The sequence below is a fragment of the Streptococcus canis genome, assembly GCF_900636575.1.
GTDB lineage: Bacteria > Bacillota > Bacilli > Lactobacillales > Streptococcaceae > Streptococcus > Streptococcus canis.
Genome location: NZ_LR134293.1, coordinates 1,039,381 through 1,058,197, shown reverse-complemented (window position 1 = coordinate 1,058,197; position 18,817 = coordinate 1,039,381). Strand labels below are relative to the sequence as shown.

Sequence of the window (18,817 nt, the reverse complement as noted above, 5' to 3'; positions counted from 1 at the left end):
ACTTTTTCAACGATTAACGTAAGAGAGTCTGTTGACACCTTGGCCACAGACTCTTTAGCCTTATTTTTTGAAGGAAGCCCAATCTTCCATAAAGGTTTTCAAGCCATTTGTTGTCAATGGATGTTGCGTCATCTTAGCAAACAATGGATCTGGAATGGTCGCAATGTGTGCTCCCAATTTAGCGACAGCTTCCACATGGGCTGTTGTGCGAATACTTGCTGCGATGATTTCAGCTTGGAAATCATACAAATCAATGATGTCACGAAGATCACTGATTAATTGATAGGCATCAGTGCCAATATCTTCCAAACGACCAATAAATGGGCTAATGTAAGTTGCGCCTGCTTTCATTGCCATTAAACCTTGGCTTACTGTGAAAATCAAGGTCACATTAGTTTTAATCCCTTCTTTTGAAAGGATATTTGTTGCTTTAAGTCCTTCTGGGGTCATTGGAATTTTAACGACGACATTCTCATGCCATTTAGCAATGTTTCTAGCTTCTTCTATCATGGCATCTGCGGTTAAACCTGTTACTTCAGCGCTAATTGGTCCGTCAACAATCTCACAAATTTCTTTGATGACTGTTTCAAAATCTCGTCCTTCACGGGAAATAATACTTGGGTTTGTTGTTACACCGTCAACAACACCAAGTTCATTAATGGCTTTAATCGCTGCCACGTTAGCTGTATCTAGGAAAAATTTCATTTCTTACCTCCAAAAATTTTCGATTTTGTCAAGGTCTGTTTGGTAAGCGTTTTCAAGTTGTCTACCTTTAGACCATCTTACCTCATTATTATAAAAGTGTAACAGCTCTTAGAAAAGACCAAGTATCACACAGTTTTGTGTGCAAAACTAGACTTGGCTGTTGGACTGAGTAAGAGTTCCTCTTCTCCTGCATTTTTTTGCTGGAAAAGGTCTTTGAGAAAAGCTTCTAAAGCAGTGAGTTCATAGGGAGAGCTGTACTGTTTTAACCGATAATAAGGTAAATCTTGTTTAGGTAAACAAGCATTCTGATAGGTAATCAGACAATCATAACCTTTCTGATTATCATAGGGCATTAATTGAAAATCTCTATGATGCCCCAATTGCCGTCTGATGGCCAATTCCGCAATAGCTGCCTCCACCTTATTTTGCCCCAAGGCAAGGCCTACTAAAAGAGGCTCATGGTGACGCTCAATGGAAAAAATCAACAATGCCAAAATCTCATCACTCAACTGCTGACTGAAATCCGTTTCCTGACTGGTTACGACTGCCGTTTGCAGCACCAAGTGCCTTATGATAACCTTTAAAACCGCTCTTTTGTCTTCGCCTACTAATTGATAAAGGTATTGGCTATTGCTTGGTTGGCTAAGGATAGCTCCTTTAAAAAAGTAAGCTTTTGAAAAAAATATCCCCAAGCCATAAATGATTTCTTCCTTTGTCTGATGGGCAATCACATGGGCCTTCTTTAAAAGCCACAAAGCTTTTGAAATGTGATCAGCAATAGGACCACCAAAGCCCAGACTATACTCCATGCTGGCAATAGGAAGTAGAGGGTAAGCATGTAAAAAAACAAAGAGACTCTTGGCTTCAAAAGCATCAATCTCAAGGGCATAGCGTCTTAAGTAATGTAAAAGCATGCTTTCCAAACGCTTAAAGAAAATGTTAGACGACATAAAATCACTGTCCCTTAAGAAAATGGCTTTATTGTCTTTTTGAAAGGACATTCGCGCTTGCGAAATCGCCAACCAAATCAACAATTGTTCTAAGGCTTCTGCCGATAATGACTGACCAACCAGCCGCTCAATTAAGGTAGCCAAATGCGAGGCATCTAGCTGGTTAATCAAGACATCTATGCCTTGTCTGGTCAAGGTATGGCGGAACAATTCAAAATAGAAATAACGCCACTGAAGCTCACTTCCCAGTTGTCTGCCTTGCGAGAGCGCCAGATCAAACTCTGATAAAAGCTGGTTGAGATGAGCCAGTTGCCTGTTTAAAGTGGCTTCACTAACCATCATTTCAACAGATAAGTTGGTGATGTTAAAGTGTTCATGGCAGTACATGTAGGCCAATATCTGATAGGCAACTGATTCTTTGAGAAGCAGAGCTACCAAATCCTCCCAAAAGAACTGGCCAGTTTCTTTTAAGCTAAGGGTGTCTTTATCTAAGAGCAATTGACAGGCTAGACCTTGTTCTCGGCACAAATCATTTAGGTTGTCAATGTACTTTAATAGGGTCACTTTAGATAAGTTTGATAACCTCATCAGGTCTTTTATTCTTAGTGTTTCTTTAGCATGATAAAGGGTCACCAAGAGACCATATTGGGCCCTTCGTTCCTTATCCATTAAGTCTTCAATCTTCATGGCGGAGCCTCTTTTCAAATAGTTTGAGACAAGCTTCATGAAGGTGATAAGCCAAATCACTGTGACCTTGTAAAAAGAGAAAATCTTGAAATGCTAGGTCACCGTCTGTGGCTTTCAGAGCCAGAGCCTGACCTAATTGATTGGCGATGAGAAGAGCATTAGTTTTGGACAGGAGCTGAGCCCCTATTAAAACCCCATCCGTTTTTCTAGCTATTAATTTCAGCCAAAAGAGGGGTTGGGAATCCCCATCTTGGTACAAATAACTGCACGTATCCATATAAAGCTCTGCTTCTTCTTCTGTCAAGCCAACACTAGCGCGATAATAGCCAAAGTGAGAGCTGCCTAATACCTTGACCGTCTGTAATGGAGGAACAAGATAGCCAGCTAAATGCAGAGCCAAAGCCTGACCTGTCTTCATCGCTTGGTTAATCAAAGGTGTATAGTAATCCATTCCCAAAATACCAAAATGCGATGAAACCATGTCACCAATGGCATAGATATTAGCCTGACTGGTCTGTAAGTTTTCGTTGACCAAAACGGTCTTATCCAGAGCACAAGCCACTTGTCCCTGCAAAAGGTGTGTATTTGGCCTAAAGTTAATGGCTAAAATAGCCAAATCACCTTGGAAGGTATCTCCTTGCTCAGTATGAGCGAAAACTTTTCCCTCTACCTCATGGATAGCTTTAACACGTTTATTATTAATAAAGGTGACATGGTGGGTGGACATTTCTGCTATTACAGGGGCTATCAGTTCAGCATCGGTTTGGTAAAAATCTGGTCTATCGGCTGCTTCAATCAATGTTACCCGTTTGCCTTGCAAGGACAAGCTATAGGCAAGGTCTAAGCCAATCATACCGGCACCAATGACCAAAATATCTTGACTAGCTTCAATTAGTTTTAAACTAGTTTGGCTTTCTTCATAATATTTGGTTACCAAAACTTTGTTGGTCTGTGAGATCTCAATATAACGAGACTGGGGGCTAGCGCCCATAGCACAAACGAGCGTTTCATAACCTTCTTCAAAAACTCGTCCCTGACTGTCTTTGAGAAGCAAGGTGTTTGAGGCAGCCTGGATAGATAGCACTTCTGCTTGAATAAACCGGTGATTAGGTTGTGGGTGTGCTGTTAGACAAGGCCTTCCCCACATCGCATCAGACAGGTCTTGAATGTCTCCTCTGAATAATTGGTTGATACCATTTGGAATATAATTGGGGCAGCTTTCCTTATCAATGAGAGTGATTTGGGAATCTGGATTGAGGGCCTTGTATTTATCAACAAAGGCTAGACCAGCAAAGGAAGCCCCGATAACATGTATTGTCTTTGTAGTTAATGTCATAATAGTATTATTATAGCAGTTGTTTTTAAGAAATGAAAACGTTTCACTTGTTCTCTACTAAGAAATAAAAAGCAAAGGAGCTGGCTTAAGATAGCCAACCCCTTTAGTGATGATTAGGACATAACTTGGAAGAGCAAGACTGCTAAGGTAGCTCCAATAATTGGTCCTACAACTGGTATCCAAGCATAAGACCAATCAGAATCTCCCTTATTGTTGAGTGGTAGAATAGCATGAACCAGACGAGGGCCTAAATCACGCGCTGGGTTAATGGCGTAACCTGTGGTTCCCCCTAAAGATAACCCAATCCCAATAACCAAGGTACCTACACAGAGGGTTCCTAGCCCTGCTGGCATGTTGTATAAACCAAATGCCAAAATACCAAGCATCAGGACAAAGGTCCCAAAGATTTCACTCAATAGATTTGAGCTGGTATCTCGAATAGCAGGGCCTGTCGCAAATGTCCCTAAAATATCAGCCTGATTCTCAGCGGCCAGATAATGTGGCCTGAACTGAAGGAATACCAGAACTGAACCAAGCATAGCTCCCAATAGTTGGGCAAGGCTATAGGCAATAGCTGTTGACCAGGCAATGGTTCCATTCATGGCAAAAGCAAGGCTGACAGCTGGATTGAGATGGGCAGGAGCAATTTTCCCGCTGATAAAGGCTGCTACGGCAACCGCAATTCCCCATCCAGTAGCAATCACGATCCAACCAGACGCATGGTTTTTGGTTTTGGGTAAGACCACTCCTGCCACAACGCCATTTCCTAATAACACCAATAAGGCTGTTCCCAAAAATTCGCCAAAGATATCCATATTAGCCCTCCTGATGACCTTTTAAGGCACTCAAATCATTTTCTGCAATCACACGACGAAGTTCCTCTTCTTGTGCAGCTCTTTCCTGATCTGACCATTCAAAATGCTTAGCCATTTCATTAATCACCGGGTCAATCAAAACATCTAGGCTATCTCGCATAAACAAGAGGTGATTGGTTCTTCTCAAGAAATAATCGGTTGGCTTAAGAGCCATTTCATAATCCATCGCATAATGCAAGGATAAGGTTTCAGCTAAACTCAAGCCTTCGGCAGCCGTTAATTGACGAGTCAAGGCAAAGACTTTTGGCGCATTAGAACCATAAAGGTTGGCCAAATACCTAGCATCATCCATCGAAAGACCACTAAGAGTTCCTAATTGAGCATAGGCTTCTATTTCTGAATCCACGTTGGCTGGATTGATTTCACCACCTGAAACAGGATAAGTTTTTGAATTGATAAGCTTGAAGGATTTGCCAAACTCTTCTTTGAGGGTTTGAATAATCACTGTCAAGGCTCCTTCCGCCATCTTGCGATAGTCGGTAATTTTACCACCTGCCAAGGTGAAGAGGCCATTCTCGTCACGGTCAAAACTTGACCCTCGTGACACTGCGGACGGATCCAATTCTTTTTCAGAAGTGCTGGTTTCAACCTGCTTAATAGCTTTTTCAACAGCTTCTCGGCTATCTTCGTGCTTAATATAGGCTTTAACGGTATTAATCAAGTGATCAAAACTATCATCACTGAGTTTACCACTGTTTCCACCATTGTAGTCAGAAGCACTATTACCTGATAATAATGGACGAAGACCAGCCCAACTACTTTCAATATCATCAATAGTCAAGTTGGCATTTGGAAAACGATTATTGACAACACCTAACAAATAATCTACATCTTCTTGGGTAACTTGTGGGTGTTGCAAATCACCAGTATAATCCGTGTCCGTTGTTCCAAAATAAGTTTTTTCTTCACGTGGCAAGACAAAAACCATACGGCCATCATTTAAACCAGTGTCAACGTAGACAGGTTGAGATACTGGTAATTTTTGACGGTCCACCACCAGATGCACTCCTTTTGTCGGACGCATTTGATGAATTGGTTGCCCCTTGTGAGAGAATTGACGAATCTCATCACTCCATGGTCCTGTGGTATTGATGACTAATTTAGCCTTGATCATTATTTCTTGATCTGTTAGCAAATCACGCGCCTTAACGCCAATAATCTGACCTTTGTCATCTAACAAGAAATCTTCTGCTTTCACATGGCTGGCAATAAGAGCGCCATCACGATTAGCTCGTTTGATATTTTCAATAACAAGCCTTGCGTCATTATTACGGAAATCAAGGTAAACCCCGCCACCAAGCAAGCCTTCTTCTTTCAAATCTGGTTCTCGTTTTAAAACATCTTCTTTGGTCAGAACTTTGTTGGCCGCTGGCGTATTGGACACACCTGCTAAAAGGTCATACAAATCCATAGCGACCTTCAAACGGAACATGCTAAAGGTACTGCCTGGTTCGTCATAAACAGGTAATAACATAGGGTCTGGTTTTGGAATGTGAGGCGCAATTTGTTGGACCACAGCCCGTTCCGAAACAGTATCTGAAACCACTTCAACGTCAAATTGTTTCAAGTAACGAAGCCCACCATGAACTAATTTGGTGGAACGACTGGAGGTTCCTTCCGCAAAATCTTGCATCTCAATCAGACCTGTTTCAAGGCCACTAGCTGCTGCCTGAAGTGCCACACCAGCACCAGTAATACCTCCTCCGATAATCAACAAGTCCAAATCTCTTTCTTGCATTTTCTGGAGAGCTAAACGTCTTGTTTCTCTTGAAAATTCCATGTTATCCTCCTCTAGTTATTCTGCATCATCTTCTTGGGTGAAAACCTGAGTAGCTTTGACCGCGCGTTTCCAGCCTTTATACAATTTTTCTTTGCGAGATTCATTCATGCTAGCCTTGAAGAGTTGGCCTGTCGCATTTAACTCTTTCAAAGCATTCATGTCTTCCCAATAGCCCACAGCAAGCCCTGCCAAGAAAGCTGCTCCTAGGGCTGTTGTTTCTAAGTTTTTAGCACGGGCAATATCAATCCCCAAAATATCAGCCTGAAATTGCATGAGCATATTATTCATGGCTGCACCGCCATCCACGCGAAGCTGTTGAATATCAATACCTGAATCGACCTGCATGGTATCAATAACATCACGTACTTGATAGGCGATAGATTGCAAGGTTGCTTTAACAAAATCTTCTTTGCTGGTACCACGTGTCAACCCAAAGACTGAGCCACGCGCATTAGAGTCCCAGTAAGGAGCTCCTAAGCCCGTAAAGGCTGGCACAACGTAGACTTCATCATCACTGGTAGACGCTAGAGCAAGTTGTTCAGATTCTGGTGAGGTCTCAATCATTTTAAGGCCATCTCGCAACCATTGAATGGCAGAGCCTGCAATAAAGATAGACCCTTCTAAGGCATAATGTACCTTCCCACCAATACCGTAACCAATGGTGGTCAGAAGGTTATTACTAGATAACTGCATCTCATTACCAGTATTCATGATAATGAAAGATCCTGTACCATAAGTATTTTTCACCATACCAGGTTCAAAAGCTAGTTGGCCAAATAAAGCTGCTTGTTGGTCACCCGCCATACCAGAAATAGGCACTTCCCCACCATAAAAATGGAATGGAGCGGTCTTGCCATAAATTTCAGCATTGGATTTAACCTCTGGCAGCATGGCTTTTGGAATATTTAACAAGTCAAGAATCTCATCATCCCACTTGAGCTCTTTGATGTTATAAATCATGGTTCTAGCAGCATTGGAATAATCTGTCACATGAACAGCACCATCTGTTAGTTTCCAAACCAGCCAAGTATCAATGGTTCCAAAAAGTAACTCGCCTTTTTCAGCTCGTTCTTGAGCACCTGGCACATGGTCTAAAATCCAACGGATCTTAGTTGCAGAAAAGTAAGCATCAATAACAAGGCCTGTTTTTTCATGGATCATTTTTGTATAGCCATTTTGTTTGAGCTGCTCAGCAATTGGTGCCGTCTGACGGGATTGCCACACAATGGCATTGTAAATAGGAACGCCTGTCTTTTTGTCCCAAATAACGGTTGTTTCACGTTGATTGGTGATACCAATAGCGTCAATTTGTTCCGGTTTGATACTAGATTCAATAAAAGCACCCGCAATAACCGATTGCACAGAATTCCAAATGTGATTGGCATTGTGTTCCACCCAACCAGCTTGTGGAAAAATCTGAGGAAACTCTTTCTGGCTACTACTAATCTTTTCCCCCTTTTTGTTGAAAATGATTGCTCGTGAACTAGTGGTTCCCTGATCAATAGCCATGATGTACTTTTCTTGTGACATGCATTGCCCTCCTTTAAGTAAGCGTTTTCTTTTTCTTGTTTCTATTATAACGAAATTTGATATAAATGTATTATCAGAAATTTTTAAAGCCTAAAAAAAGCTGATAAGATAATCTATCTTATCAACCTCGATGAGCTGAGGAGGGCCTGCCTCCCCTGATGACAATCGAGTCTCCTCATTTCCAATAAGAAAACATTTCTTATCAAATAACGTCAAAAGACCCAACAATCGCTCTCCTAATCCAGAGTCATCATTGGGTCATAAAGAGAACTAAGCCTCCTAGACATTAGGTTGTCCACCTTTTATGCCTAAGAAACCTTAGACCATTGGACACGATAATTTATTTTTCGGGTAAACCGTCATTACTCATTGACGGGCTCAGAAGATTTTTCCACAATATCTCCTGTGTTCGCATCGATGGTATAGCTATATTCCTTATCTTTATGATGGAACTCAATGTCATAAACCGCCTTGCCATCTTCATTTTCTTGGCTGACTGTCACCATTTGAGCATCTGCTTCTGCAACAGAAGCATCCTTAAAGGCAATTGATTTTGCCTTGTCTTCTGATAGTTTTACCTTTTTACTCGTTTGGCTTGTCTTTGGTTGGTTATCCATGTGATCATCTTTGTCATCCATGTCACAGGCTGCAAGACTAAGTAAAGAGAGGCTGGCTATGGCTAGTAGAGAGAACTTTTTAATTGTCATAAGTACTACCTTCTTTCTTTTATTTCTTCTATTATAACGTAAACACATGATTTTTCCTAACATTTTGACTACACACTAAAAAAACGTGTGGTCACTTTCTTATCATTCTATCCTGTCAAAGCCCACAAACATGACCCCTATCCGCAAAGAAAAGCAACCCCAGGGCTGCTTTTTCTTTCTATGATTTTGGATCATCTAGTGAACGGCCGTGCAAGCCTTTTTCACGTTGCACCTGTCTTAATTTTTCAGGGGTCACGTCATTTCCTTCTTCATCCACCAGTTTGATGCCTTCGATATGGTGTCTGACAGAGCGACGATAGCCTTCAATATATTCTTCACGGAGTTTTGCCTGTTCTACTTTTTCAGGTCCAGTCAAACCTACTGTTTTTTTCTTTTTAGCTAACTCATTGATACGAGCAATTTTTTTAGGATCCATGTTAAGCCACTGAGAGCTAGAAAAAGGAACAAGGCTTAAAAAACTTATTTGACACTCGCTGTTAAAAGCAATGTTTAAAGGCCTTGTTTTTTCCACTCGGGTACTGACCTCACTTTTCTAATCAGGTCCCCCAACAGCTCTTTCCTTTCTATTTACTTGGTGTGTAGTTGGTTAAAAGCAGCAATAGTCTTGGCTTTGCTTACTAAGCCTGATAAAATAGCTAAGCGATTGTTCTTAAGGGCTTGATCTTTTGCCATCACCATTGTGTTATCAAAGAAGTCATTAATCACTGGGCTAAGGGCGAAGACTTGTTCTAACTGCTGATCAGCACTGCCTGCTAGAGTCAAGCCTTGAACGGCTGCAAATAAAGCTTTTTCTTGCTCATTTTCAAAGAGGCTAGAGTCCACCTGAACAGAAACAGCTGCTTTTTCTGCCAAATTAAAGGCACGTGACAAGGACTCAACTGCCGGTTTGTAACTTTCTGTATGGCTAGCTTTGACAAAAGCTTCAGCTGCGGCCAACATTTCTGGAACCACAAAGGTTGAACTTGCTAGAACAGCCTCACGAATATCTTTTGAGACAGCTTTACCCATCATTTTATCCACGCGAGCACGGATAAAGTTCATCACATCCGTCTTGTTGGCATAAGTCAAACTATCAAAAGAGAGGGCATACAAGCTATCCACAAGCTTATCCATTGGAATTCTCCAACCAAACTGGTCAAGAATACGGACGATCCCCTGTGTTGCCCGACGAAGCGCATAAGGGTCGTTTGAACCAGATGGAATCAAGCCAACAGAAAAGAATGACAAGAGAGTATCCAATTTATCTGCCAAGGCTAGGACAGCCCCAACTTTGGTTTCAGGTAGCACACCTTCTGCAGCATCAGGTAAGTAGTGTTCCCGGATAGCCCTGGCCACAGCAGCATCTTCACCAGCTAGAAGGGCATATTTTTCCCCCATAATCCCTTGCAACTCGTCAAATTCACCAACCATACCTGTTAAAAGGTCAAATTTGTAAATTTGGGCAGCACGGTCAACAGCTGTCACTTCCTCAGCAGATAGGTTGGCTTCCTTAGCAAGCGATGCGGCAATGACCCGCGTACGATCCATGTGTTCAGCAAGAGAGCCAATTTTTTCATGGAAGGTCACATTGGCCAACTTGGCAACTAAATCAGCAATTTGCAATTTCTGATCCTCACGCCAGAAGAATTCACCATCTTCCAGACGAGCTACCAAAACTTTTTCGTTCCCTTTAATTACATTTTCAATGGCTTGGTCATTCCCATTACGAACTGATACAAAATTCGGCATCAAATGACCAGCCTGATCACGTACCACAAAATAACGTTGGTGGTTTTTCATTGATGTTACCAGCACTTCTTCTGGGACATCAAGGTATTTAGCCTCAAAACTTCCCATAAAGGCTGTTGGAAACTCGACCAAGTTCAAAACTTCATTAAGCAAGTCTTCGTCAATATCAACTTGCACACCCTGTTCCACTTCAAGGGCCTTAATTTGTTCAACAATCCTATCTTGACGTTCTTTAGCGTCAACAATGACGCATTGGCTGCGCAAATCAGCCTCATAAGAATCAGCACTTGTGATAATGGTTTCAGTACCTAAGAAACGGTGACCACGGCTGACGCGTCCAGAATGAATATCCAAGAAGTCAAGTTCCAAGGCCTTATCATCTAAAAGAACTGTCAAGGTATGGACAGGGCGAATGTATTCAAAACTATTATTAGCCCAGTGCATGCTGACTGGGAAAGTCATTGCTGACAACACTTCTGTAATCCCAAGAAGGACTTCTTCTGCAGGTTTTCCAGTTTCATGTTTGGTAACGTAAACGTATTCTTCACCTTTAACATCACGAAATTCAATCGCATCTGTGGTCAAGCCTTTACCACGAACAAATCCTTGAGCAGCTTTTGAGAAATTCCCATCAACGTCAAGGGCAATTTTCTTAGCAGGTCCTTTAAAGTCCTCAATCAAGTCAGTTTGCTGATCAGCTAAGCCAGACACACGCACTGCCAAACGGCGTGGAGTCGAGAAGGTTTGAATGCTATCAAAAGAGAGACGGTTAGCTGTTAAGAAGGCCTCTGTACGCTCTCCTAATTGTTTTTCACTTGGTGTGACCACATAAGCCGGAAGTTCTTCCAAACCAAGTTCTACTAATAAATTTTTTGTCATGTTATTCTCCAAAAAGTTTTCCTTTTACCAGTGCCCTTAACGGGTCGGTACGCAAAGCAATCGACTAGGGTAGTTCATTGCTAACATTGGGGCTTAAAGCCTCCACTTTTCCTATATCTCGCAGGTAATGCTTTGGCTACAGCAACCTCGGGTCGCTTAGTTCTTGCTCGGTGTTATCTTTTTAAGGCAGATCTGAAATTGTTTCCTGACCCTACTTATCATCCCCAGCAAGGAGTTCTGCTCGTGTTGCCTCATCTAAAAGTGGAAAACCAAGTTTTTTGCGTTCTGCAACAAAGGTTTTGGCAACGACACGCGCCAAATGACGAATACGTGCAATGTAGCCCGCCCGTTCCGTTACCGAAACGGCGCCACGAGCATCCAGCAGATTAAAGGTATGAGAACATTTGAGCACGTAGTCATAAGCTGGGTGGACCAAACCTTCTTCTAAAGCACGCGCGGCTTCTTTTTCAAATTTTTCAAAGTTTTCAAGCAGCATGTCTTGGTCTGAAATGTCAAAGGAGTATTTGGAATGTTCATACTCAGGTTGCAGGAATATTTCTCCATATTTTACCCCAGGCGCCCACTCAATATCATAGACCGAATCCACTTCCTGAATATAAGAAGCTAAACGCTCAAGACCATAGGTCACCTCAGCTGTCACTGGAGATGTCGCAAGGCCACCAACTTGCTGGAAGTAAGTAAACTGTGTGATCTCCATTCCATCAAGCCAAACTTCCCAACCAAGCCCTGCAGAACCTGTCGATGGGTTTTCCCAGTTATCTTCAACAAAACGAATATCATGTTCCAAAGGATTGATACCCAATTTTTCCAAAGAGGCAAGGTAAAGTTCTTGAATATTAGATGGTGATGGTTTCATGACCACTTGGAATTGGTGGTGCTGGTAAAGACGGTTTGGATTCTCCCCGTAACGACCATCCGCAGGACGGCGTGATGGCTCCACATAGGCTGCATTCCAAGGCTCAGGACCAATGGCACGCAAGAACGTGTAAGGACTCATGGTCCCAGCCCCTTTTTCATTATCATAGGCCTGCATCAGCATACAACCCTGATCATTCCAGTATTGTTGTAGGGTGAGAATAATCTCTTGGAAAGTTAATTTTTTTGACATAGATTTCTCCAATCATTTTTATTTCTTGCGACATGAGTCATTTGTTGCCGATATTACGGCAAATGACGAGTTAGTACAGTGTCTAGCTCAATCGCAACCCAGCGATGAGCGTGTGGCAGCACGACTAGAAGGAGAAGCTACCACTGACACGGTGAAATGTAAGTTTCTTTGTTGACATAATATCCTCCAATAGGTGATGTTTCTTGCGATGTGAGTGTTAGCGGCCGATACCGCAACTAACAGCGAACTAGTGCATGGACTAGGCAAGTCGCCTGTTAGCGATTGCCGTTTGTCAGCCCAACTAGCAAAGAGGTGATAATATTGCCTAGACGAAAGGTAAGGTTTTTTGACATGATAGCTACTCCAATTGTAATATGTTTTACGATACGACTAATCAGCAGTCAAGATTGCTACTGAAAATAATTGTGGGAAATGCCAAGGTCATCTCTTATCAATTTCCTCTATGAATGACTTCTTTTAGAAGCTACCATGACACTCAAAAGAATGACAGTAAAATTTCATCTAATGCCTTCTCTCTTTTGCTCTTACCTTTTTCAATACCTGACTGCTAACTCAGTTCATTCTGTAACAACAGCAAAAGTTGTGAGACATAAAGACAAAAAACCACGCTTTTCACCTCCCATGTCAATAGACATAGGGGCGTCAAAACGCGGTTCCACCCTAATTTATTACTTCATTGTCATTTTATTGTCATTAAAACAAGGACTAACTTGTCTGTCTAAATCTTACTTTAAGGGAAAGCGCCAATAGACAATCTCACCGTCCGGCTCTCACCATCCCGAACTCGCTTGAGATAAGAAACCTGCCATTTTCTTTCCTAACGACTAGTCTAACACAAAATAGCTGACTTGTCTAATATGAGCTTAGGAATATAGTAATGAGATGGTTAGGCTTTAGGACGAGTACCGTTTGGAATAATCACTTCTGCCAACAATCTATTTTCCTCACGAATACGGAGGTAAATCACAATGATATAGCATGGGAAAAGCAGCATAGCTGTGATTTGCGCATGGCAGAGCAAAGCAATCCCCACAAGTTCTGGGCCAATATTCAAGAAATAGTTAGGATGTTTAACCGTCTTGAATAGCCAGTGGTCAACGTATTTGTGGTCTTTGGCCAACATTAATTTGACAGTCCAAATATCTCCTAAAATACGTGTTACCTCATACAAAACAGCTATTGAGAAAAGCATGAGCAAGAGGCCCAACAAACTAATCCCATCAAACTTAATTTGTTTGAGAAGAGCTTCTGTCACAGCAAAAACATAAATCATGATGTGAAGCAGGGTCAAGAATTTTGTATTTTGAACACCGAATTCTTGTCCTCCTTTGGCTAAGATAGCTTTTTCATTTTTAATAGATTTTTTTAAGAATACTAGGCGGATAGTAAACATAGCTAGCATCACTAAAAAGATGATCACAATAGGGCTCCTTATTTTTCAATTTATTGTTTTTCACAAAACGCTAATAATGATTATAACCAAATTATAAAGCCTTGTCAAACCGTTTTTAAAAAAGAGGCTGGGACAAACAGCCTCTTTGTTTCTGCTTAAAAATTGGTTGTATCAGGATTTGGAATCTCCGACATGCCTGCTAAATGACGAATAGTTTCCTTGTCTTCTGCGGTTAAATGAAGGTCGAAAATAGCCATATTTTCCTTGATACGTTTGTCATGCACCGATTTTGGCAATGGAATAAAACCTTCTGATAGCGACCAAGCTAAGGCAACCTGTGCCACTGTTTTACCATATTTATTAGCTAACTGCTGCATGGTCTCATTATCAAAAATTTCTCCTTGTCCTAGAGGACTCCAAGCTTCCAATAAAATCCCATTTGCCTTGCAGTAATCAACCACTTCTTGTTGATAACAGCCTGGTGTCAGACGAATTTGATTCACTGCAGGATCTATGATTGCAGTTTCCTTAAGAGCTTCCAAGTGATGAACCATAAAGTTGCTGACGCCAATGGTCTTGATAAGCCCTGCTTCAACAGCTTCTTCCATATATTGCCATGCTTGAGCATTTGCCTCTTTCCAAGCGTCACGTAAGGCTTTAGGATTTGGCCAATGAATCAAATAAAGGTCAACGTAGTCTAAACCAAGACGTCTTAATGAAGCAGCCAAGGCTTCTTTAGCGCCTTCATAGCTATGAGCATTATTCCAAAGCTTGGTCGTAACAAATAAGTCTTCTCTTGGAACCCCAGAATCCTTGATGGCACGACCTACACTTTCTTCATTTTTATAAATAGCTGCGGTATCAATATGCCGATAGCCAGCCTTGATGGCTGCTAGAATTGACTGGTAAGCTTCTTCACCATCGGCTGCTTGGTAAGTTCCAAATCCTAGAACAGGAATCTCATAACCGCTTGTCATTTTTATTGTTTTTCCCATCACAAAAACCTCCTTTGATCAATCGCTGTAAGCGATTACTAAATCCATTCTACCATAAAGGAAGAGAAAACAAAAAGAATTGACATACCAGATAGCAGTATCCAATTCTCTTGTATAGATTAAGCTTCAAAAGCTTTTTGGCCATCTAAGTAGGTGGCGACAAGTTCCAAATCTTTATCAAGCACAATAAAGTCAGCCGCATGACCAGCTTTGATTTGACCACAGACCTCATCAATACCGACAGAAACAGCAGGAACGTAGGTCGCCATGTGAATGGCTTCTGCCGGAGTTGCAATTCCCCAGGCCACTACATTTTTAAGGCCATCTTTTAATTTTAAAATAGACCCTGCCAAGCTTCCACTCTCTTTGAGACGAGCAGTGCCATTTGCCACAACCACAGGGAATTCTCCCAACAAATAATCACCATCTGGAGAACCACCTGCTCGCATACAATCCGTAATCATGGCCACATGGTCACGCCCTTTTTGCTGCATCAAAATCTCGCAAGCAACTGGTGACACATGATGCCCATCGCAAATCAACTCTGCATAAGTATTTGGCAAATTATAGACAGCACCTACCATTCCTGGTTCACGGTGAGTTAGACCGCGCATCCCATTATAGGCGTGAACCCATACACTAGCACCAGCTTGAACAGCTTCTCTAGCTTCTTGGTAGGTTCCATTAGAATGTCCTAAGGCCACTGTTACGCCTTGTTTCGTCACTGCGGACACAAATTCTTTGACACCTTCACGCTCAGGAGCAAGGGCAATTTTCTTGATGAGCCCTTTAGCAGCTTTTTGCCAAGCGTCAAATTCATCCAAGCGTGGGTTTTTCATATAACTTGGGTTTTGAGCACCTTTGTATTCTTCTGTAAAATAAGGACCTTCAAAGTAAATCCCTTGAATCTTAGCACCCTTAACCTGGTCAGCAACTGACGCAATGGTTGCAGAAACATTTTCCAACTGCTCAAAAGTAGAGGTCAAGGTTGTCGGTAGAAAAGAGGTCACTCCTGTTGAAAGCAATCCTTCACTCATTTTATGGATACCCTGGGCAGAATTATCCATGACATCCGCACCTGCATAGCCATGGATATGTGTATCCACAAGACCCGGTGCAATTTGATAACCAGTGTAATCAATGATTTTGGCATCTGCTGGAGCAATTTCTGTCCACTCCCCAAAAACACCAGCATGAAGACTTAGATAGCCAGCTGGCTTCACTTCTGTTGGGTAATAAAAACAATCTGCTTTAAGATAGCTTGTCATCTTTTTTCCTCCCTTTTTCTTTATTATACGCCTTGTTCGTCACTTTGTAAATGGTATATACCACTTTGGGGTTCAAAAAAGAAAACCTGAATGATGATTCACGTTTTCTCTTTTTTTAAAGCTGGTGTGAAAGTACTTTCTCTGCCAAATTTAGGGCATGGTCAGTGATACGGGTATAGTGAGAAATAATATCAATAAAATTAACACCTGCTTGAGCGGTACATTCACCTCGATTGAGCCGTTTAATATGTGTTTTACGCAAACGACGCTCTTTTTCTTCAATTTCCTTATGGCGTAATACAATGCTTTGCGCTAAGTCCATATCACTGTCCACGATTGCACGGATAGCATCTAAGGTTAAACGATGTGTTAACTGATACATGTCTGTTAATTCATCACGGGCGGCAGCTGAAAACCCAATCTGTTTAGCTGTAATGCCTTCGATTAAACTCGCTAATGACTCTGAGTGGTCTCCGATTCTTTCCAAGTCACGAGAGGAGTCAAGGATACCAGCCAATACTTCATTTTCACTAGGGCTAAGGGCTTCGTTAGAAATATCAACCAAGTAAGTGGTTAATTCCTCATCGATCGTATTAACAGCCTTTTCGTAGCGTCTGACCTTTTCACCATATTTGTCGTCAGCCGTCATAATATAACTGTACGATGCCTCAAAGGCTTGAATCGCATAAGAAGCAAGATGAACCAATTCCTTGTGCGCATTTCCTAGTGCAATTGATGGTGCTTGGGTAATGAGCAGACGATCAAGGTAAAGGGCTTCGTATTTAACCACTTCGTCCTCACCAGGAATCAATTTAGTCACTAACATTGCCAAAAGGCTAATAAAAGGAATTAATAAAATGGTATTGGTGATGTTGAAAGAACCATGTGAAAAGGCAATCGTCATTTCAGGTGTTAATTTTAATTCTGATTGCAACCATAACATCAAAGAGCTAAAGGGCAACAAGAAAATCATAAACATAATGGTTCCTATCAAATTAAACAAGACATGGGCTGCTGCTACCCGCTTGGCAGCAATATTAGAACCAATGGCAGCTAAAACGGCTGTGATACAAGTTCCAATATTTGATCCCAACAAGATAGGAATTGCCCCCTGTAAGGTCAAAAAACCACCTGAAAACAGCCCCTGTAAAATCCCGATAATAGCTGCCGATGACTGAATCAACATGGTTAAGGCTGTCCCAATAAAGACCCCTTGAAAAGGCTTGTCTCCTAATGTTGCCAAATAATTTTGAAAAGCGGATACCGATTTCAAAGGATCCATGGCATCTCCCATCAGGTTTAGCGAGAAGAAAATACCTCCGACACCAAAAATGATACGCCCCAAATTGTTGAGTTTTTTATTAGAAGTAAAGAAAAGACAGGCTGCCCCGACAAAAATCATCGGCAAGGCATAATCTCCTAATTTAAACCCAATTAAAAAAGAGGTGACCGTAGTCCCAATATTGGCTCCCATCACTATTCCAATGGCCTGACGCAAATTTAGCAAACCAGCAGAAACCAAACCAACTGTAATGACCGTTACCCCTGAACTGGATTGAATCAAGGCAGACATGGCTATTCCGACCAAAATTCCAAAAAAAGGATTACTAGTGTATTTATCAATATAATACCTTAGTTTGTCTCCTGCTGCCTGTTGCAGGCCATCCCCCATATACTTGATGCTGAAAAGAAAGAGTCCTAAGCCTCCAAAGAAGTGAAATGCAATGTCTTGCCAATTTACTGACACAATATTGTCCTCGCTCAATTTTTTAGTCTCTTCTATTTTAATTCATTCCTCTCTTTATCACAAGGTTTTTTTAATCATTCTCTCTTTAGACTTGCCCTGAATAACACTTCTGTCTTAATGCCATAGCTGGACAAGTTATGCATGACCAGATCAAAACGGCTCTTTCTTTGACTTCGTCTCTTAACTCTTGCTCGCCCTTAGCAAGCACTACACCAATCTAGCCTTTCTCTGTATTTATAGGACAGAACCAAATCGCCTCATCAGAGACCTGCCCAGCAAACCTTCCCATTTTTGCTTATTAAAGGTATAATATGGCTATGATGACTTGAACAATTCAAAGGAGAACACATGCAAAAAAAACAAAAAGAAGCCTTGTTGCTCATGTTAAGTCTATTAAGCATTACCATAGCAGGCGGTGTTTACCTTATTTTCGGAAGCACCCCCCAACAAGCTAATGCCCCTACCAAACAAGAAAAACGTCTCAACGTGCTCAAGCAGGCTGATTTAGCTGTCCAAGCAGCTGAAAAATTAGCCACTGTGGCAGCGACCAATCAGGCCCAGCATGCCATTGATCGCTTAAAAGATTCCAGCAAAAAACAAGCTCTGCAAGAACGCTTAGAATTTGTCAAAGCTAGGTTGGAGCAAGAAGAGGCCGCGGCTCGTGCGGTGAAATCAGCAGAAGATGCCCCAAGTCAAGCCCTCAAAGATCTGGCCCAAAAAGCGGTTAATGACTTGTCTAATATAGGAAAAAAAGCGGCGCTACAAGCTCGATTAGATGCTATTCTTCTCGCCAAACCAGCTATTGAAGAAACCCCTCGACAGGTTCCAGATGTTATTGATAACGACCCATGGATTCCTCTACCATCAAGTAATCAGAAAGACAGCAGTTATCCCGAACCGCCTCTTCTTCCTGAACCAACGCCAGAACCTCCCACACCAAGTCCTGAGCCAGAGCCTAACAAACCTGAGCCAAGTCCATCGACACCTTCTCCTATTCCACCAACACCACCCGTTGAGTCAGACGACATTCAACCTAAGCCTTAACCAAAAAGCTTGGTGACTTTTC

At 41.8% G+C, this 18,817-nt stretch carries 15 protein-coding genes; 1 reads left to right on the top strand and 14 read right to left on the bottom strand.

Features of this window, described 5'->3' with window-relative positions:
* Positions 1-60: 60 nt before the first annotated feature.
* From fsa to EL097_RS05435, 14 genes are all read right to left on the bottom strand, one after another.
* On the bottom strand, positions 61-705 hold the full coding sequence (gene fsa, locus EL097_RS05500; RefSeq protein ID WP_003044839.1) for a fructose-6-phosphate aldolase: 645 nt from the start codon (positions 703-705) through the stop codon (positions 61-63).
* 125 nt (positions 706-830) lie between these two features.
* Positions 831-2,342: a helix-turn-helix domain-containing protein gene (locus EL097_RS05495; RefSeq protein ID WP_003044841.1), complete on the bottom strand. Its 1,512-nt coding sequence runs from the start codon at positions 2,340-2,342 to the stop codon at positions 831-833.
* On the bottom strand, positions 2,332-3,678 hold the full coding sequence (locus EL097_RS05490; RefSeq protein WP_003044845.1) for an NAD(P)/FAD-dependent oxidoreductase: 1,347 nt from the start codon (positions 3,676-3,678) through the stop codon (positions 2,332-2,334). Before EL097_RS05490 ends, EL097_RS05495 begins: the two co-directional genes overlap by 11 nt.
* Before the next feature lie 113 nt (positions 3,679-3,791).
* Positions 3,792-4,493 carry an MIP/aquaporin family protein gene (locus EL097_RS05485; protein ID WP_003044848.1) on the bottom strand — a complete coding sequence of 234 codons (702 nt, stop codon included), beginning with the start codon at positions 4,491-4,493 and terminating at the stop codon, positions 3,792-3,794.
* 1 nt (position 4,494) lies between these two features.
* The gene (glpO, locus tag EL097_RS05480; RefSeq protein WP_003044851.1) at positions 4,495-6,333 is read right to left on the bottom strand and encodes a type 1 glycerol-3-phosphate oxidase; all 1,839 of its coding nucleotides are present in this window, start codon (positions 6,331-6,333) and stop codon (positions 4,495-4,497) included.
* A gap of 15 nt (positions 6,334-6,348) precedes the next feature.
* Entirely contained in the window at positions 6,349-7,863 is a 1,515-nt protein-coding gene (gene glpK, locus EL097_RS05475) for a glycerol kinase GlpK (RefSeq protein ID WP_003044854.1), read from the bottom strand.
* 362 nt (positions 7,864-8,225) lie between these two features.
* Positions 8,226-8,618, bottom strand: coding sequence for a PepSY domain-containing protein (locus tag EL097_RS05470; RefSeq protein ID WP_086014933.1), 393 nt, complete (start codon positions 8,616-8,618; stop codon positions 8,226-8,228).
* Positions 8,619-8,748: 130 nt separating this feature from the next.
* Complete coding sequence (locus EL097_RS05465; protein ID WP_002983550.1) at positions 8,749-9,006, bottom strand: DUF896 family protein; 258 nt, start codon at positions 9,004-9,006, stop codon at positions 8,749-8,751.
* A 152-nt stretch (positions 9,007-9,158) separates the two neighbouring features.
* Positions 9,159-11,198, bottom strand: a complete 2,040-nt coding sequence (gene glyS / locus EL097_RS05460) for a glycine--tRNA ligase subunit beta (protein WP_003044864.1) — start codon at positions 11,196-11,198, stop codon at positions 9,159-9,161.
* A gap of 211 nt (positions 11,199-11,409) precedes the next feature.
* Positions 11,410-12,327, bottom strand: a complete 918-nt coding sequence (gene glyQ, locus EL097_RS05455) for a glycine--tRNA ligase subunit alpha (RefSeq protein WP_003044867.1) — start codon at positions 12,325-12,327, stop codon at positions 11,410-11,412.
* 907 nt (positions 12,328-13,234) lie between these two features.
* Positions 13,235-13,768: an isoprenylcysteine carboxyl methyltransferase family protein gene (locus EL097_RS05450; RefSeq protein WP_003044869.1), complete on the bottom strand. Its 534-nt coding sequence runs from the start codon at positions 13,766-13,768 to the stop codon at positions 13,235-13,237.
* 128 nt (positions 13,769-13,896) lie between these two features.
* Complete coding sequence (locus tag EL097_RS05445) at positions 13,897-14,736, bottom strand: aldo/keto reductase (protein ID WP_003044871.1); 840 nt, start codon at positions 14,734-14,736, stop codon at positions 13,897-13,899.
* A 119-nt stretch (positions 14,737-14,855) separates the two neighbouring features.
* Positions 14,856-16,004, bottom strand: coding sequence for an N-acetylglucosamine-6-phosphate deacetylase (gene nagA / locus EL097_RS05440; RefSeq protein WP_003044873.1), 1,149 nt, complete (start codon positions 16,002-16,004; stop codon positions 14,856-14,858).
* A gap of 115 nt (positions 16,005-16,119) precedes the next feature.
* On the bottom strand, positions 16,120-17,751 hold the full coding sequence (locus EL097_RS05435) for a Na/Pi cotransporter family protein (protein WP_039994872.1): 1,632 nt from the start codon (positions 17,749-17,751) through the stop codon (positions 16,120-16,122).
* A 348-nt stretch (positions 17,752-18,099) separates the two neighbouring features.
* Between EL097_RS05435 and EL097_RS05430 the strand changes: the two genes are divergently transcribed.
* Complete coding sequence (locus EL097_RS05430) at positions 18,100-18,795, top strand: hypothetical protein (protein WP_099982922.1); 696 nt, start codon at positions 18,100-18,102, stop codon at positions 18,793-18,795.
* Positions 18,796-18,817: the final 22 nt, after the last annotated feature.

Excerpts from the sequence above, each read along its gene's own strand:
- fsa (WP_003044839.1), bottom strand. The coding sequence starts at position 705 with ATGAAATTTTTCCTAGATACAGCTAACGTGGCAGCGATTAAAGCCATT.
- EL097_RS05495 (WP_003044841.1), bottom strand. The coding sequence starts at position 2,342 with ATGAAGATTGAAGACTTAATGGATAAGGAACGAAGGGCCCAATATGGT.
- EL097_RS05490 (WP_003044845.1), bottom strand. The coding sequence starts at position 3,678 with ATGACATTAACTACAAAGACAATACATGTTATCGGGGCTTCCTTTGCT.
- EL097_RS05485 (WP_003044848.1), bottom strand. The coding sequence starts at position 4,493 with ATGGATATCTTTGGCGAATTTTTGGGAACAGCCTTATTGGTGTTATTA.
- glpO (WP_003044851.1), bottom strand. The coding sequence starts at position 6,333 with ATGGAATTTTCAAGAGAAACAAGACGTTTAGCTCTCCAGAAAATGCAA.
- glpK (WP_003044854.1), bottom strand. The coding sequence starts at position 7,863 with ATGTCACAAGAAAAGTACATCATGGCTATTGATCAGGGAACCACTAGT.
- EL097_RS05470 (WP_086014933.1), bottom strand. The coding sequence starts at position 8,618 with ATGTGTTTACGTTATAATAGAAGAAATAAAAGAAAGAAGGTAGTACTT.
- EL097_RS05465 (WP_002983550.1), bottom strand. The coding sequence starts at position 9,006 with ATGGATCCTAAAAAAATTGCTCGTATCAATGAGTTAGCTAAAAAGAAA.
- glyS (WP_003044864.1), bottom strand. The coding sequence starts at position 11,198 with ATGACAAAAAATTTATTAGTAGAACTTGGTTTGGAAGAACTTCCGGCT.
- glyQ (WP_003044867.1), bottom strand. The coding sequence starts at position 12,327 with ATGTCAAAAAAATTAACTTTCCAAGAGATTATTCTCACCCTACAACAA.
- EL097_RS05445 (WP_003044871.1), bottom strand. The coding sequence starts at position 14,736 with ATGGGAAAAACAATAAAAATGACAAGCGGTTATGAGATTCCTGTTCTA.
- nagA (WP_003044873.1), bottom strand. The coding sequence starts at position 16,004 with ATGACAAGCTATCTTAAAGCAGATTGTTTTTATTACCCAACAGAAGTG.
- EL097_RS05430 (WP_099982922.1), top strand. The coding sequence starts at position 18,100 with ATGCAAAAAAAACAAAAAGAAGCCTTGTTGCTCATGTTAAGTCTATTA.